At 43.5% G+C, this 15,506-nt stretch carries 11 protein-coding genes; 8 read left to right on the forward strand and 3 right to left on the reverse strand.

Features of this window, described 5'->3' with window-relative positions:
* Nucleotides 1-5 precede the first annotated feature (5 nt).
* Complete coding sequence (locus AAEY94_RS03620; RefSeq protein WP_101084854.1) at nucleotides 6-1,382, reverse strand: lyase family protein; 1,377 nt, start codon at nucleotides 1,380-1,382, stop codon at nucleotides 6-8.
* A gap of 92 nt (nucleotides 1,383-1,474) precedes the next feature.
* Here AAEY94_RS03620 and acnA point away from each other — a divergent pair, with 92 nt between their 5' ends.
* Nucleotides 1,475-4,201, forward strand: coding sequence for an aconitate hydratase AcnA (gene acnA / locus AAEY94_RS03625; RefSeq protein ID WP_350977310.1), 2,727 nt, complete (start codon nucleotides 1,475-1,477; stop codon nucleotides 4,199-4,201).
* 296 nt (nucleotides 4,202-4,497) lie between these two features.
* Here acnA and AAEY94_RS03630 read toward each other — a convergent pair whose 3' ends face one another.
* Entirely contained in the window at nucleotides 4,498-5,469 is a 972-nt protein-coding gene (locus AAEY94_RS03630; protein ID WP_350977313.1) for a GGDEF domain-containing protein, read from the reverse strand.
* 615 nt (nucleotides 5,470-6,084) lie between these two features.
* On the opposite strand from AAEY94_RS03630, the gene AAEY94_RS03635 reads away from it, so the two are divergent.
* Complete coding sequence (locus AAEY94_RS03635; protein WP_350977315.1) at nucleotides 6,085-6,741, forward strand: Bax inhibitor-1 family protein; 657 nt, start codon at nucleotides 6,085-6,087, stop codon at nucleotides 6,739-6,741.
* A 271-nt stretch (nucleotides 6,742-7,012) separates the two neighbouring features.
* A complete protein-coding gene (locus AAEY94_RS03640; protein ID WP_254439849.1) occupies nucleotides 7,013-7,687 on the forward strand; it encodes a DUF2238 domain-containing protein in 675 nt (224 codons plus the stop codon).
* A 222-nt stretch (nucleotides 7,688-7,909) separates the two neighbouring features.
* Here the strand turns inward: AAEY94_RS03640 and AAEY94_RS03645 are convergent, their stop codons facing one another.
* Nucleotides 7,910-8,689 (reverse strand): acetoin reductase, encoded by a 780-nt coding sequence (locus AAEY94_RS03645; RefSeq protein ID WP_350977319.1) that lies wholly within the window; start codon nucleotides 8,687-8,689, stop codon nucleotides 7,910-7,912.
* A 480-nt stretch (nucleotides 8,690-9,169) separates the two neighbouring features.
* Here AAEY94_RS03645 and AAEY94_RS03650 point away from each other — a divergent pair, with 480 nt between their 5' ends.
* The 5 genes from AAEY94_RS03650 to AAEY94_RS03670 all read left to right on the forward strand — a co-directional run bounded on the left by AAEY94_RS03650 (nucleotide 9,170) and on the right by AAEY94_RS03670 (nucleotide 15,468).
* Entirely contained in the window at nucleotides 9,170-9,853 is a 684-nt protein-coding gene (locus AAEY94_RS03650) for a response regulator transcription factor (protein WP_350977322.1), read from the forward strand.
* Nucleotides 9,854-9,862: 9 nt separating this feature from the next.
* Nucleotides 9,863-11,299: an ATP-binding protein gene (locus AAEY94_RS03655; RefSeq protein ID WP_350977324.1), complete on the forward strand. Its 1,437-nt coding sequence runs from the start codon at nucleotides 9,863-9,865 to the stop codon at nucleotides 11,297-11,299.
* Between the two features lie 86 nt (nucleotides 11,300-11,385).
* On the forward strand, nucleotides 11,386-12,228 hold the full coding sequence (locus AAEY94_RS03660; RefSeq protein ID WP_350977328.1) for a YbhB/YbcL family Raf kinase inhibitor-like protein: 843 nt from the start codon (nucleotides 11,386-11,388) through the stop codon (nucleotides 12,226-12,228).
* Between the two features lie 66 nt (nucleotides 12,229-12,294).
* Complete coding sequence (locus AAEY94_RS03665; protein WP_350977331.1) at nucleotides 12,295-13,518, forward strand: efflux RND transporter periplasmic adaptor subunit; 1,224 nt, start codon at nucleotides 12,295-12,297, stop codon at nucleotides 13,516-13,518.
* 3 nt (nucleotides 13,519-13,521) lie between these two features.
* On the forward strand, nucleotides 13,522-15,468 hold the full coding sequence (locus tag AAEY94_RS03670) for a MacB family efflux pump subunit (protein WP_335692063.1): 1,947 nt from the start codon (nucleotides 13,522-13,524) through the stop codon (nucleotides 15,466-15,468).
* Nucleotides 15,469-15,506: the final 38 nt, after the last annotated feature.

Genomic DNA, 15,506 nt, shown 5'->3' on the forward strand with positions numbered 1-15,506 from the left:
GGCTGCTATTCATTAGGTTTTGCCAGATGCAACGGGTCGAGTATCGCTTGGAGTTTATCTTCGTCTAAATCGGTTTCTTCAAGCGCAATGGCTAATACTGATTTATGTTCTTTATCTGCTCGTTTAGCAATTTTTGCGGCCATATCGTACCCCACTACTGAATTAAGTGCGGTAGCTAGAATGGGGTTTTTCTCTAATGCCTGGGTCAAATGTTCTGCATTGGGCTTAAATTCGGCAAACACTTTATCGGTCATTGCTTGGCAGGCATGGGTTAATAAATCAATACTGGACAGTAGTTTGTCGGCAATCAGTGGCAGCATCACATTCAACTGAAAATTACCCGATTGTGCCGCGATGGTGATGGTTGCTTCATTGCCGATGACTTCAGCGGCAATCATGGCTACGGCTTCTGGGATAACGGGGTTAACCTTACCGGGCATTATCGATGAGCCCGGTTGCAGCGCCGTTAAGCTAATTTCTTGTAGTCCTGCAACAGGGCCAGAGTTCATCCAGCGTAAATCATTGGCGATTTTCAATAACGTAACCGCTAACCCTTTGAGCGCCGAAGCCATGGCTAAGGTGTGATCTTGGCTACTCATATACAACGCAGGGATTGGCGCCGCCTGCCAAGGGATCTGATCTTGCTGTTGTAAATCATCACATGCAAGTTTGGCAAAATTGGGGTCACAATTAACGCCAGTGCCCACCGCAGTGCCGCCCAATGGCAAATGATGCAGGCTCAGCGCTACTTGCTGTACCCTAGCTTGAGCACCGTTTAGCTGTTGTTGCCAGCATTGCAGTTCTTGGCCAAGTGTAATCGGCATGGCGTCCATTAAATGGGTGCGACCAGTTTTGACTGTATTTGAATACTCATCGGCCAAAAACGTTAATCTGTCACTTAAGCCCTGAATGGCCGGATATAATAAGCCCTTTAATTGCCTAACCGTACTAATATGAATACAGGCGGGCACCACATCGTTACTGCTTTGACCCATATTAATATGATCATTAGGGTGAACTTTTGCCTGTAAAATGTCGCTAGCGAGGCTGGCAATCACCTCATTAACATTCATATTAGAACTGGTGCCAGAGCCTGTTTGGAACAAATCAATTGGAAAGTGCTGCGAAAAATCAAGCTTCTTACTGGCGATAATCGCTTGTTGAATTGCTTTGGCCATAGCGTTATCTAACAAGCCGAGTTGGCTATTAGCCTGTGCTGCAGCTGATTTTATGTCGAGTAGGGCGAGTATTGCTAGCGACGGAAAGCGTCGCTCAGAAAACTGAAAGTTATCTCGTGCACGTTGAGTTTGCGCCTGGTAATAAACATCATCTGGCACCTGAACTTTCCCCATGCTGTCATATTCTATACGTATCTTACTCATAAGGTTTTCGACTCGATTTTTGATTGGGATATGTTAGTGTGTTCACTAAGCTTAGCAGGAAGTGCCAGTAAACGTTTATAGGGAGATCAGTAATGAACGATTCTATGCAATTATTGAAACAGATTGAAAGTAATGACAAAACTTTCCGGTATTACAGCTTTGATCGACTAGCAGAACACTACGATTTATCCCGCTTACCCTTTGCGGCAAAAATATTATTAGAAAATCTACTGCGTTATGAAAATTCGGAATTTGTCCAGCCGAAGGATATTGAAATCTTGGCCCGCTGGGATCTGGATAACTGGTCTGAAACCGAAATTGCCTTTGTCCCTTCTCGAGTCATTCTACAAGATTTTACCGGTGTACCTTCAGTCGTCGATTTGGCCGCTATGCGTGATGCAATCGTGACATTGGGCGGCAATGCCGACGCTATTAATCCACTGAACCCGGTGGAGCTGGTTATTGACCACTCAGTGATGGTCGATGTATTTGCCGAAACAGGGGCGTTGCAAAAAAATACTGCCATTGAAATTCAACGAAACCGCGAACGATATCAGTTTTTGCGTTGGGGTCAGCAAGCCTTCGACAACTTTAAAGTGGTACCGCCCGGGCGCGGTATCGTGCACCAAATCAATCTGGAATATCTGGCGAGAGTGGTCTTTGTCAAAGAAGATGAAGATAACCTATTGTATCCAGACACCTTAGTCGGAACCGATTCTCACACCACCATGATCAACGGTTTGGGGGTATTGGGTTGGGGCGTCGGCGGCATTGAGGCTGAGGCCGCGATGTTAGGCCAACCCGTGACGATGTTGTTACCCGAAATTGTCGGATTTGAATTTATCGGTAAATTGCCTCCAGGGGTTACCGCTACCGATCTGGTGTTAACCGTGACCGAACAACTGCGCTCATTTGGCGTGGTAGGTAAGTTTGTTGAATTTTTTGGTGCCGGTGTCGATCAATTAACCTTGGCCGATAGGGCGACCATTGCCAATATGGCGCCAGAATACGGTGCTACTTGTGGCATTTTCCCGATTGACCAACAAACACTAGATTACCTAAAGCTTACTGGTCGTGATCCAGAGCATATCGCGCTGATCAAGGCATATCTTAAACAGATGGGTATGTGGGCCAGTGCATCCGACAACAAAGCCTGTTATCACGCCAGCTTACAACTGGATTTAGGCAGTATTGTGCCTTCTATCGCTGGCCCCAAAAGGCCACAGGACAGAATTGCACTTGAGCAAGCTGGAGTCAGTTTCCGTCAGTGGTTGGATAGTCAGATCCCTGTTAGCCACATCGACGCCGAAGGTAAAGACGAGCTGGCAAGCGAGGGTGGCCCATCGGTGCAAGTTTCCGTCGTCGATGGTAGTACCGGTGTTGCTTGCCGTTATCGAGATAAAGACTTTGTGCTGGAAGCTGGCGCGGTAGTGATAGCGGCGATAACCAGCTGTACTAATACCTCTAATCCATCGGTGTTAATCGCCGCCGGACTATTGGCCAGAAACGCTCGTGAAAAAGGCTTACAGGTTAAACCTTGGGTGAAAACCAGCTTTGCACCTGGCTCACAGGTAGTGACGGATTATTTAATAAAATCAGGTCTTAATGTCGATTTAGATGCACTAGGCTTTCAGTTGGTTGGCTACGGCTGTACCACTTGTATTGGTAATTCCGGCCCATTGCCTCAACCCGTCAGCGAAGCGATACAACAGGGCAGGTTAAAGGTGTGTTCGGTGTTGTCGGGCAACCGTAACTTTGATGGACGTATCCATCCAGAAGTGCAAGCCAATTACTTAGCATCGCCGCCATTAGTGGTGGCATATGCATTGGCCGGTAATATGAAAGCCGATATGGTCACTGAGCCATTGGGTGAAGATGCTGATGGTAATGCGGTGTATTTAAAAGATATCTGGCCAGACAATCAGGAAATTCAACAGGTCATGGCCAGCGCGGTACAAAGTGAGATGTTTGTTTCCCGTTATGCCGATGTATACAGCGGCGATGCAGACTGGCAAGGGCTCGAGGTAGTACAAAGCCAAAAATATAACTGGCCCGATTCCACCTATGTTAAACAGCCGCCATTTTTTGACGGGATCAGTGCTGAAGTACCGAAAATTATGGCTATCGACAATGCCCGTTGTTTACTTAAGTTAGGTGATTCGGTCACTACCGACCATATTTCACCTGCGGGATCTATTGCACCAGATAGCCCTGCCGGAGACTATTTACAGCAAGCTGGAGTCGCCATTAAGGACTTTAACTCTTACGGTTCACGCCGTGGCAACCATGAAGTAATGATGCGCGGCACCTTTGCCAATGTAAGGCTAAGAAACCTGCTGGCACCGGGAACCGAAGGCTGTTGGACACGTTCAATGCCTAACGGTGAGTCGATGACAGTATTTGATGCCGCTATGCAGTATCAGCAACAAGGTACGCCTTGTATTGTGCTGGCAGGGAAAGAATATGGCACCGGTAGCTCACGAGACTGGGCGGCCAAAGGGCCTGCATTGTTGGGGGTAAAAGCGGTTATCGCGCAAAGTTATGAGCGTATTCACCGTTCTAATTTGGTTGGAATGGGTATCTTGCCACTGCAGTTTATGCCTGATGACAGTGCAGAATCGCTAAACCTCACAGGTGAAGAGCAATTTAGTATTCCTGCGGTAAGTGCCGAGCAGAAAACCGTGAATGTATCAGTGACCGACAAAGCGGGTAAGCAACATTCGTTTGAAGCTAAAATCCGCATTGATACCCCTAATGAGTTTAGTTATTACCGACATGGCGGCATCTTGCATTATGTATTACGTAATTTAGCGAGGTAATTTAGTTAAGTCTTCTCGCTCAGTCGCTTGGTTTTAACCTAAGGTTATGACCTGTTTTAAATAACCCGTAAATAGGTTCAAGTTTAACGACTTGAGCCTATTTTTTTGAGTGAAAAAATGAGCTGCTACGACGGGAAGATAAGTTGTTTGCTTATGTTGATTTAGGGATTATGTGGCGCAAGCTTTGTAAACTCATTTATGCCCACTACGAGCAAGAGAGGTTACTACTTCCCATTTTTTTTAGATTAATTTTCGATACATTAATCTGTGAGGGTAAAGCCTTTCGTGCCTATGTATTAGTCACTGAAGACGACATCATCACGACCTCTGTTTTTTGCGAGATAAAGTGCTTCATCTGCGCGTTGTAGCCATGTGTCTGCAGTTGTACCTGGAACCCAGAGTGCGACACCAAATGACACGGTTATTTCTTCGCCATCTGGATTTTTCAATTCTTTTTTAATCGCCGTTCTCAGGCTGTCAAAAAACGCTGGTTGTTGATTACTGCTCTCGGGAATTAATAGCACAAACTCCTCCCCGCCAAAGCGATAAAGCCGATCATATTTACCAATGTGCGAAGTGGTAATTGTCACAAAATTTTTAAGTATTTGGTCGCCCACAGCATGACCGAATTTATCATTAACCCTCTTAAAGTAATCTAAATCTAGGATGGCTAGCCACTGCCTAATACTGTGGCTATCGGCGTTGGATAACACCTCATTCATATCTGAGCTCATGGCGCGGCGATTAAATGCACCTGTGAGTGGGTCTATCGTATTGAGATCTTCCAGCAAGCGAAATTGCTTGGCACTGTGGCTGGCATAAACGAAAACACACAATGACAACATCAAGTTTGTCACAATGAAGGAGTCCTCTGATATGGTGGCAAAAATGTTAGATAGTTTTACTACAGCAACGCCGGCGACAGCATTAATACCAAGGGCTTCAATTGGCTTTACCAGAACAAAAGTGCTGGCGAAAACAGGGTAAATCCACAAAAAACTATCTATTCCGTTAGCAATAACAATAACGACAACACCGACATTAATGAATATTGCTATCACCGCGCTTACGATGCGGATTTTTTTTACATAATGTGCATAAGTAACTAACGCTATGATGCCCAATATCAGCGTAATATCAATAATTGCAGCCGTGAAGTTACCAGCAAGATAACGTATCACCACAAAAGGAGAAATCCCCAATACAGCCACGGCGCTGAGTAGCAACAATAGTGACAGTTGATATTTTTCCTGCAGCTGATTGATCATAATGCACTCGCAATAAGTTTAATTATTATGTTGTTCAAACTGAGACATTAACAAGTTGAAACCCCTGTTTTGCTTGTTAAAAATCACCAGTATCTTTGGCTTAGAATACTACACCTTTCACGATTTAGTTTTGCTTATATTTCGTGCAAATATTGTCTAGTCATCATTTCGTTTAAAATCATTATCGTCATCTCTATTAAGGGTTATCTTTATCCTTACGCTTCGATTATGCTCGCTTGTTAACATCAGTTTTCGTGCTGAAGCTCAGTGAATTTGTCCTGTTGACTCACTGGCAATAACGCTAACGTTGACTTATTTTAGATTTTAAACGCTAAGGTATTGTAGTCCATCTTTAAGTTAACATAACGTACTGACTTGGAAGTCAATTTACAAAGGGAATTTACACAAGGAAGTTACAAAAGGGATTTGGTTGTGTTTGACATTATTGCCGTTTATTCAGGATTAATCGCGACAATTTGAATTGTTATTGGCGTAACTTCAATTGGCAATAAACTCAGCAAAGACACAAAACAGTTGGCTACGCTGTAAATTGGTATAGCTTACTGTCAATGGTCTATTAGTAAAGCGTTTTACCAACAGCTACGAGGAAGTAACATGGAAGTAAATGTATTTAAAAGAAGCAGTACTACTGATCCCATCATTAGTGCGACAGCCTATAATTTTGCTATCGGTTTAACCCTTTGTTGGGGTTTTGCTATGAACTGGTTGATGGTCACAAATATCGATCCTCAATTGATAGCGGATGTTAATCCTTGGATTTTCTTTATTGGGTACTTTGCTTCATGCTTTTTTGGTCTGTATCTGTTTAATAAATCTAGTAATCCACTGGTGAGTTTTATTGGTTACAATTTTGTCGTTATTCCCTTTGGTTTAATTATTAACTTGGTGGTGAGTGGCTACGATGCCTCCATTGTATCTGAAGCGATTCGGATTACTGGCTTAGTGACCATTGGCATGATGTGCTTAGGGTCTATGTTTCCTGCTTTTTTTAAAAAAATATCTGGTGCACTCAGTATCGCCCTGCTGCTTGTTATTGTTGTGGAGTTGATTGAGATATTTGTTTTTGGGATCCACCATGGGATTATTGATTGGATAGTGGTGCTGATTTTCTGTGGCTATATTGGTTATGACTGGGGGCGAGCTAATCAGATACCCAAAACACTCGATAATGCGATTGATAGCGCAGCTGCGTTGTACATGGACATCATCAACTTGTTCCTTCGTATCTTAAGAATACTTGGGCGCAAATAAGTTCAGTGCGTGATTGTGAAGTAAATAGGGAGAATGTTGTGTATAGGGTTATTGTAGAAAAATAAAGCGTATTATCTTCATTATTAATCTATAAATGCATGATGTCGGACTAAAATAATCAATTTGTAAGTCGCAGTCGGCGTCTGTTGTCCTCCCTTTTGTGGTGTGATTAGACGTGATTGAGCTCCACATGCTATGGATGAGAAGACATCTACAGCAGACTTTTGGACTCCTGTAAGATTACCGTTAATTCACAATGGCTAAAAATATTATGGAACATAAACGATACTTTCTCATTCTGTCAGTCATCTTTGGTATTGAATTCCTAGTTATTTCTATATCGCCTTATGATCGAGCCGATTGGGCGCTTGAAAATGTACTCGTTGTCTTATCTGCCATGTTCATTTTTTTTACGTATAAGAAATGCCCATTATCGCGACTCTCTTATAGTTTGATATTTGCCTTTATGAGCTTGCATGAAATAGGTTCATATTATACTTATTCCAATGTTCCCTATGATGCATTTTTAACGTCGTACTTTAACTTTAGCCTTAATGAATATATGGGCTGGACCAGGAACAATTTTGATAGATTGATTCATTTGGCATACGGTCTTTTATTGGCATATCCTGTTAGAGATTTGTATTGTCGGATTGCTGGTTTGAAAGGCTTTTGGAGCTATTTAACGCCTTTAAATCTTATTATGGCAACATCGATGCTATATGAATTGATTGAGTGGGGCGCCGCAGAGGCATTTGGTGGCGAGCTAGGAATGGCGTATTTAGGTACACAGGGAGATGTTTGGGATGCACATAAAGATATGGCCCTGGCAAGTCTTGGCGGTTTTATAGCGATGGCGATAACCCTTTTTATCCATTCACGTATTCAGAAAGACTTTCGAGAACAATGGACATTAAGTTTAACAGTAAAAAATAAAGAATATTAAGCAGGAAATTAAAGCCCTAGTGTGCAACTTGCCTAGCAATAGACATGCTCACCTAAGATGGGTACTGATTAGAGTCCAGCCTATGTTCACATGGTTGTTAATCACAGAGCTAAAAACTGCAGGCTATGTTGTTACTCTCAATATGAGCCCACAATTTTTAAACCATATACCCAAGACAGATCAAAATACACAATCCTGCATTTCGGGACCATTTGGTTATTATTAACGGTAAACCATACCGCCATCGATCAGCGGCGCCTGACCTGTCATGTAATCAGAGTCTGGACCCGCTAAATATGAAACAAAGTTGGCGACATCTACAGGTGTTTGCGCACGACCAAGGGCAATGCCTTTCACGTATTTATTATAGGTTTCACCTATTGGGGCCCCAGTAATTTCAGAAAAGCGTTTATCAATCTCGACCCACATATCGGTTCCGACCACACCAGGGCAATAAGCATTGACTGTAATACCTGCGCTAGCATATTCCTGTGCTGCAGCCTGAGTTAACGCACGCACTGCAAATTTAGTCGCCGAATATGCGCCCAGTAAAGCAAACCCGTTATGGCCCGCAATGGAAGAGGCACTGATAATTTTGCCTTTTTGCTTGCGCTCGATGAATTTTTTTGCCGCGGCTTGAATACCCCAAAGGGTTCCGTCTACGTTGATCTTTTGGATTTTATCTATTTCTTCTTGAGTAATATCTGCTATGGCTTGAACTTGCGCAATACCTGCGTTATTCACCATAATATCGAATCCACCTAAGGCTTTTTCTACATGGTCTATAGCGGCATAAACTTGTTTTCGGTCGCTAATGTCAGCTTTAAAAGTAGTTGATTTTCGACCTAGGGCTTCGACCTCAAGAGATACAGCGAGCATTTTTTCTTCGTTTAGATCAACGATGGCAACATCTGCTCCATCTTTTGCTAAACGAAGTGCAATGGCACGTCCTATGCCCTGAGCTGCGCCAGTGACTAGCGCGACTTTTCCTTGTAATGACATATCTGACTCCTTTTTGATAATAGATAAGGAAGACCTTTTTATAGCCTTCCAGATAACGATTGAATGATCAGTTTACAAGGACGTAGAGCAATAAAATTAGATGTAGATCAATTCGAGTCAGCATAATGGTTGAAAATTAAACATGTTTAATCTCTAAGAATGACCTTTCAATATTAGTGAGGAGCATTTAGATATCATGCTTTTAGTTTGAAAATACTACACTAATCAGTGGTCAACATCATCAGGGTGTGTAACCGCTCTCCTTCGGTCAATACCTTTAATATCTAATTAGCATGCTAGATAAAAATTGAATCACCCTTCGAACATCAATGCTGTTTATCTACTCCGCTCTCATTAGGTTGTTGAAATTTTATCCTGTATGGCCAGTCTTAATCTGTTAAATGACAATGTTGTCATATAGGTTGCGAGTGCGATGCGTCAGGTGAGATACTTTTAAGTGTTTCCCAAGGATAAAACTCAATGAACGTATTGCTTGTCGAAGATGAACAAAAAATTGCAGATTTTATCTGTGAAGGTTTGCGCGCCAAAAATTTCGATGTCACTCATTGTGCCGATGGTAATCAAGGTTATCAGGCGGCAAGCAACAATACTTATGATGTGATTATTCTCGACATTATGCTTCCGGGCAGAAATGGCTTGGATATTCTTCGTTCGCTGCGTCAACAAGGTGTCGATACGCCCATTATTTTGCTTACAGCACGTAATGAGTTGGGCGATCGCGTTCAAGGGTTAGACATGGGCGCAGATGATTACTTAGCTAAACCATTTTATGTTGAAGAGTTGCATGCTCGCATTCAAGCCTTATTACGACGCCATGGCGGCACACAACAGCATGTCGTTGAGGTAGGCGCATTGCAGCTTGATTGTATTAATCGCAGCCTTAATTGTCAGGGACAATCGGTCGAGCTTACTAGCCGAGAATTTAGTTTGCTTGAACACTTAATGCGTTCACCTAACCAAGTATTAACCCGGGGGCAGTTGCTGGAGCATGTTTGGGGATACGACTTTGATCCTTGTACCAATGTTGTTGATGTGTGCATTAAACGCATCCGCAGTAAAATGGCTTCATTAGAGAAGGCCGGTAAAATGGTCGGCGCCATTGAGTCTGTCCGCGGCACAGGCTATCGCCTGAGCATTCGATAAGGTGTTAATATGTATTTTCGTACTCGTATTTTTGCCATATCAATTTTAACGGTAACCGCTGTGCTTGCGCTGGTTATCAGCTTAAGTTGGTCGCGTATTATGACTGTAGAATTGACTAACCTTGATTCTCGCCTTTGTATGGAAGCAAAACGCTTAATACGCAAACGTACATTGCATGATGTCAATAATTCTGCAATGAATATAAGAGATTCAGACGATACACCCCTTTCGGGTGATCGGTTAATGACTGATTTAGCGGACAAGTTACGAGTCAATTCACCTAGCCAATTAATGCTGTCTGTCGGTTCTGCTGAGCAAGGTTTTTTAACCGCGCCAGACGGTGTAGACGTACAAGGCGTGATAAGTCGCTTAAATTGGCTACGCGCTGAGTCACTCATATTACCCCACAACAATAAAGCCGACGCGGTTTGTCAGCTGGCCTTTTTTGAACATCAGCAAAACCGATGGCGAGCCAGCTTATTTCAAACCTCAAACCAACAAAGTTTTATCGCTGTGGATATTGCAGCCACCACAAATCAGTTAACGAATACCTTGCTGACCGCGTTGGGTGTGGTTATTCCTTTTTCATTACTGCTCAGTATTCTAGGCGCATGGATTATCTCGACCAATACCATTAAACCAATAAACAGATTACATAAAGCCATGGATAAGGTGACCCAAAAAGATCTTAGCCATCGCTTGCCTGAGCATAAAGAAGACAAAGAATTCAAAATGTTGATTGATGCATACAATATGATGCTCGATCGCCTAGAGGACAGTTTTCAACAAGTTTCTCGTTTTACGGCTGATGCCGCTCATGAGCTAAAAACACCACTTACAGTGCTAAGAGGTAAGCTTGAACAAGCTGTGTTGTCTGAAAACCCATCGCTATTGGATCTCAATGCCATTCTTGATGAAGTAGGGCATTTGTCGGCTATTACCCGTAAATTGTTGCTGCTATCACAGGCGGATTCTGGCTCTATGGCGTTGCATTTTGAACCGATAAATATCACTGAATTGGTCGATGAGTTGATTGCCGATATGACCTTGCTGTCAGATGAACTGGAGCTTGATTGTGTTATTGAAAAAGGGTTAATCACTAAAGGCGATATTGTGTTGCTGAAGCAGCTGTTAAATAATCTGCTCGTAAACGTAATGCGTTATAGCCTTCATCACAAAGGTGTCACTATCCACGCTCGCCAAAACGAGTCTGCTATAGAAGTGGTTATTAGCAATTTTTGTCTGCCGATATCTCACGAGGTCAGGGCCAAACTGTTTGATCGTTTTTACCGCGGAGAGCCTGCTCATACCCAAGGCATATCCGGCAGTGGTTTAGGGTTAAGTTTAGCCAGAGAAATCGCTCGCGCGCATGGTGGCGATCTTACGCTTGAGCCCAGTGATATTGAGGTTGTGACGATGCGGCTGTTGTTACCCATCGTTAAATGACAACATTGTCATCCATCAGCGAAGCCTAATCGATACACTTAAGTTAACTCATTAATCGTTAACTTAAGTGTATTGGAGATTAGGCCATGAATACCCACATTATTGGCGCCATTTTATCTTTGACGTTGCTCAGTGCAACCGCCGTTAATGCCAAGCCGTCAATTGAACTCACCAGTCCTGCATTTTCCGATAAGGGGACATTGCCAGTTGAATTTACCTGTGAGGGAGAGGGCATTTCACCACCATTAAGTTGGCGCGGAGTACCAGACGGAACCCAATCATTGGTAGTGATCATGGACCACATGCCTAATCCTCATTTCACAAACAATGAACAAAATACATCAAAGGCTGACTCGACTGACAATAACAAAGGCACTCCACCTCAAGGTGACACTAAGGCACCTAAACTAAACCAGCCTGAAGAACTCAAGTGGTATTGGACTGTGTACAATATTCCGGCGCAAGCTTCTGGTATTGGTTTTGGCATTGGTTCTGGCAGTAAAGAAAATCAATCTGTTGGTTCATTTGGCAGTAATACGGTGAATGATCGTAACGAGTATGCACCGCCATGCTCTAAAGGGCCTGGTCAAAAAGTGTATACTTTTCATTTGTATGCGCTATCCAAATTTTTAGATATCGATTCGTCAGCCCCAGTGTCAGCCCCAGTATCTGCCTCTGTGTCAGCCCCTGTGTCTGCAATAATGCTTCGACAAAGCATGCAAGGCTTCATACTGGACTCAGACTCTTTGACTGTGAGTTTTGAGCGACACTGTCAAACGCCGCAACGGGCTCATTCACCACAAGCTCATCCGCAAGAAGCTCATCCGGAACAAGCACCGCCACATAATGACAGCATGGATCCGCTGTCAACACTGCCATTGTGTAAACCCACTTTGAATACGACTTCTGCTGTTATTGATAGTAAGTAAACGCAAATCCGTTATTACAAGATTGTTAGCGCAGATCAGTCACTAAAAAGACATTAAGAGATCCACATGAAAAAGAACATTAAAAACACCTTGCTGCTTCTTACTCTTGGCGCAATCGTTGCCGTTGTAGGCTACAAGTACACTCAAGCACAACAAGACCAACCTATCTTTACCTCCGATGTGGTTAAACGCGGCAACATCGAAAAAGTAGTACTGACCAATGGCGTACTTTATCCGTCTAAATTAGTCAGTGTCGGTGCTCAAGTATCGGGGTTAATCGAAACAATGGACGTGAACGTTGGCCAAAATATAAAACAGGGCGACTTGATTGCTCAAATCGATAACTTAACTCAACAAAATGCCCTTAAAGAAGCCCAAGCATCACTGCAAAGTATTGATGCGCAATATCGGGCAAAGCAGGCTCAAATAAAAGTTGCACAGTCTGAATATGCTCGTAATAAAAAGATGCTGGTTAATGGCGCTGCGTCGGTATCAGATTTTGACTCGGCAGAATCGATATTGGCGGTTTATCTGGCTGAGCTTGATGAACTCAGTGCTGAAAAAGACAAAGCAATCATCAGTGTCGATAACGCCAAGCTCAATTTAGGTTACACAACTATTCGTTCACCTATTGATGGCACCGTGATTTATGTGTCGGTCGAAGAGGGGCAAACCGTTAATAACAATCAAGGCACCCCCAGTATTATTGAGCTGGCGCAATTAGACGTAATGACGATTAAAGCGCAAGTATCTGAAGCTGACATTATCAATGTGAGTGCTGGGCAAGACGTGTATTTTAGTATTTTGGGCGCGACAGCGAAAAAGTACCGTGGTGTATTACGCACTATTGAACCAGGGCCAACTTTGCTTAGCGGCGCCGACAGCTCATTGATGATTGGTGATGATGAAGCGATTTACTACAACGCTCTGTTTGATGTTGAAAACCCTGACAACCTATTGCGCTTTGGCATGACAGCGCAGGTATCGATTATTTTAGCCAATGCGCAAGATACCTTGCTGGTCCCATCACAGGTATTGGTCACCAAATTAGGTTCGAGTACTTCGTATCAAGTGCCAGTGATCATAAACAACCACATTGAATACCGCGATGTTGAAGTGGGCATTAACAATAAAATCTACGCTCAAATCCTCTCTGGGCTTAACGAAGGTGATCAAATCATGCTTAGTCAATCTTCAGCTAAAGACAGCGCAGTTTCGATGACCGGTTTAGCTACAGGCAATAAGCTTGGACAACGTACACCAGGTCTTGGCAAAGAGATGAGGTTATAACCCATGGCTGACGTTCTGTTAAATATTAAAGGTGTTAGTCGTTCTTTTACCGCCGGAGAGCAGGAGCTGACGGTACTTAACAACATTAACCTGCAAATCTGTCGTGGTGAATTGATTGCCATTATCGGCGCGTCTGGTTCCGGTAAATCTACATTAATGAACATCCTTGGCTGTCTGGATAAACCCAATACAGGCAGTTATTTCATTAATGGTCAGGACACATCCAGTATGGATGACAATGAATTGGCCGCCCTGCGACGTGAATATTTTGGGTTTATCTTTCAGCGCTATCATCTTTTGGGAGATTTAACTGCGCTTGGTAATGTGGAAGTACCGGCATTGTATGCCAATGAGGGGCCGCAAACCCGACACGAAAAAGCTAAAAAATTACTGACTCGTCTGGGGTTGAGCGATCGTTTAGATCATAAACCAAGTCAGCTAAGTGGCGGCCAACAACAACGTGTCAGTGTGGCCAGAGCTTTAATCAATGGTGGCGATATTATTCTGGCCGATGAACCCACCGGTGCTTTAGATAGCAGTAGCGGCGAAGAAATGATGAAACTCATTCAAGAACTGCATCGCGACGGCCACACGATTATTTTGGTGACACACGACCCACATATTGCCGAATTTGCCGATCGCGTCATCGAGCTAAAAGACGGCGAAATCATTGCCGATACCCAAAAACGTATCCCAGCAGAAACGAGCTCGTTAATCGCAGACAGACAATCTTCCCAAGCAAGTATGAAGATAAACTGGTCGCGATACCTTGAAGCGTTAAAAATGGCGTTAATTGCCATGTCCAATCATCGTTTGCGTACGTTTCTGACGATGCTCGGCATTATTATTGGCATTGCTTCAGTGGTGTCCGTGGTTGCGTTAGGTGCCGGTTCGCAGCAATCTATTTTGGATAATATTGCCTCAATGGGCACCAATACCATTGAAATAAAACCAGGCACAGGGCGAGGAGATCGCCGCTCTGAACGGGTTAAGTCGCTCACGGCAGACGATGCCAATGCGCTTAAAATATTGCCCTATGTGGACAGCGTTACCCCAACCGTTAGGACCAATGTTGCCATACGTTATGCAAGTGAAACCGTCACAGGCTCAGTTCAAGGCGTGGGTACTGAGTATTTTCGGGTGCGCGGTTATGCGTTGGCCAAAGGACAATATTTTGCCGATGACAGTATCGATGCGTTAGAACAGGTTGCCGTCATTGATGCCAATACTGAGCAAACGCTTTTTTCTGACGGCAGTGCATTAGGTAGCGTCATTTTTCTCGGCCGCCTTCCTGTTCGTGTTATTGGCGTAACAAAGCCAATTGAAAGTGTGTCCGACAACAGTGATGAACTGAATGTTTGGTTGCCGTATACCACGGTGTCAGGACGTATTCTTAGACAAAATTATGTTAATGATATTACCGTAAGGATAGATGCCAATGTATCAAGCGATGTGGCAGAGCAAGGCATTATTAGCTTATTGACTATGCGCCACGGCAAAGTTGATTTTTTCACTATTAATACAGATACGATACGCAAAAGTATTGAAAAAACATCTGAAACCATGACGTTACTGATATCAGCTATCGCGTTTATCTCTTTGTTAGTTGGCGGGATTGGGGTAATGAATATCATGCTGGTATCGGTAACAGAGCGAACGCGCGAAATAGGCATTCGTATGGCCGTTGGTGCCAGGCAAACCGATATTATGCGTCAGTTTTTGATTGAAGCTGTATTGGTATGTTTTTGTGGTGGCGCATTGGGGATTGGACTTGCTTATCTTATCGGTATGATATTTACCTACACAGGCAGCAGTTTTCAGATGATCTATTCGAGTACGTCAATAGTGGCAGCTTTTGCCTGCTCGACCTTAATCGGTATTGTGTTTGGTTATCTGCCCGCCCGGAATGCGGCTAAATTGAATCCGGTTGATGCACTTGCTAGAGACTAACCTCTGCCAAGTAAATATGGCCCCCTAAATTATCGGCT

The sequence above is a fragment of the Shewanella sp. AC34-MNA-CIBAN-0136 genome (genome assembly GCF_040309945.1).
In the GTDB taxonomy this organism is placed as follows: Bacteria; Pseudomonadota; Gammaproteobacteria; order Enterobacterales; family Shewanellaceae; genus Shewanella.

Excerpts from the sequence above, each read along its gene's own strand:
- AAEY94_RS03620 (WP_101084854.1), bottom strand. The coding sequence starts at position 1,382 with ATGAGTAAGATACGTATAGAATATGACAGCATGGGGAAAGTTCAGGTG.
- acnA (WP_350977310.1), top strand. The coding sequence starts at position 1,475 with ATGAACGATTCTATGCAATTATTGAAACAGATTGAAAGTAATGACAAA.
- AAEY94_RS03630 (WP_350977313.1), bottom strand. The coding sequence starts at position 5,469 with ATGATCAATCAGCTGCAGGAAAAATATCAACTGTCACTATTGTTGCTA.
- AAEY94_RS03635 (WP_350977315.1), top strand. The coding sequence starts at position 6,085 with ATGGAAGTAAATGTATTTAAAAGAAGCAGTACTACTGATCCCATCATT.
- AAEY94_RS03640 (WP_254439849.1), top strand. The coding sequence starts at position 7,013 with ATGGAACATAAACGATACTTTCTCATTCTGTCAGTCATCTTTGGTATT.
- AAEY94_RS03645 (WP_350977319.1), bottom strand. The coding sequence starts at position 8,689 with ATGTCATTACAAGGAAAAGTCGCGCTAGTCACTGGCGCAGCTCAGGGC.
- AAEY94_RS03650 (WP_350977322.1), top strand. The coding sequence starts at position 9,170 with ATGAACGTATTGCTTGTCGAAGATGAACAAAAAATTGCAGATTTTATC.
- AAEY94_RS03655 (WP_350977324.1), top strand. The coding sequence starts at position 9,863 with ATGTATTTTCGTACTCGTATTTTTGCCATATCAATTTTAACGGTAACC.
- AAEY94_RS03660 (WP_350977328.1), top strand. The coding sequence starts at position 11,386 with ATGAATACCCACATTATTGGCGCCATTTTATCTTTGACGTTGCTCAGT.
- AAEY94_RS03665 (WP_350977331.1), top strand. The coding sequence starts at position 12,295 with ATGAAAAAGAACATTAAAAACACCTTGCTGCTTCTTACTCTTGGCGCA.
- AAEY94_RS03670 (WP_335692063.1), top strand. The coding sequence starts at position 13,522 with ATGGCTGACGTTCTGTTAAATATTAAAGGTGTTAGTCGTTCTTTTACC.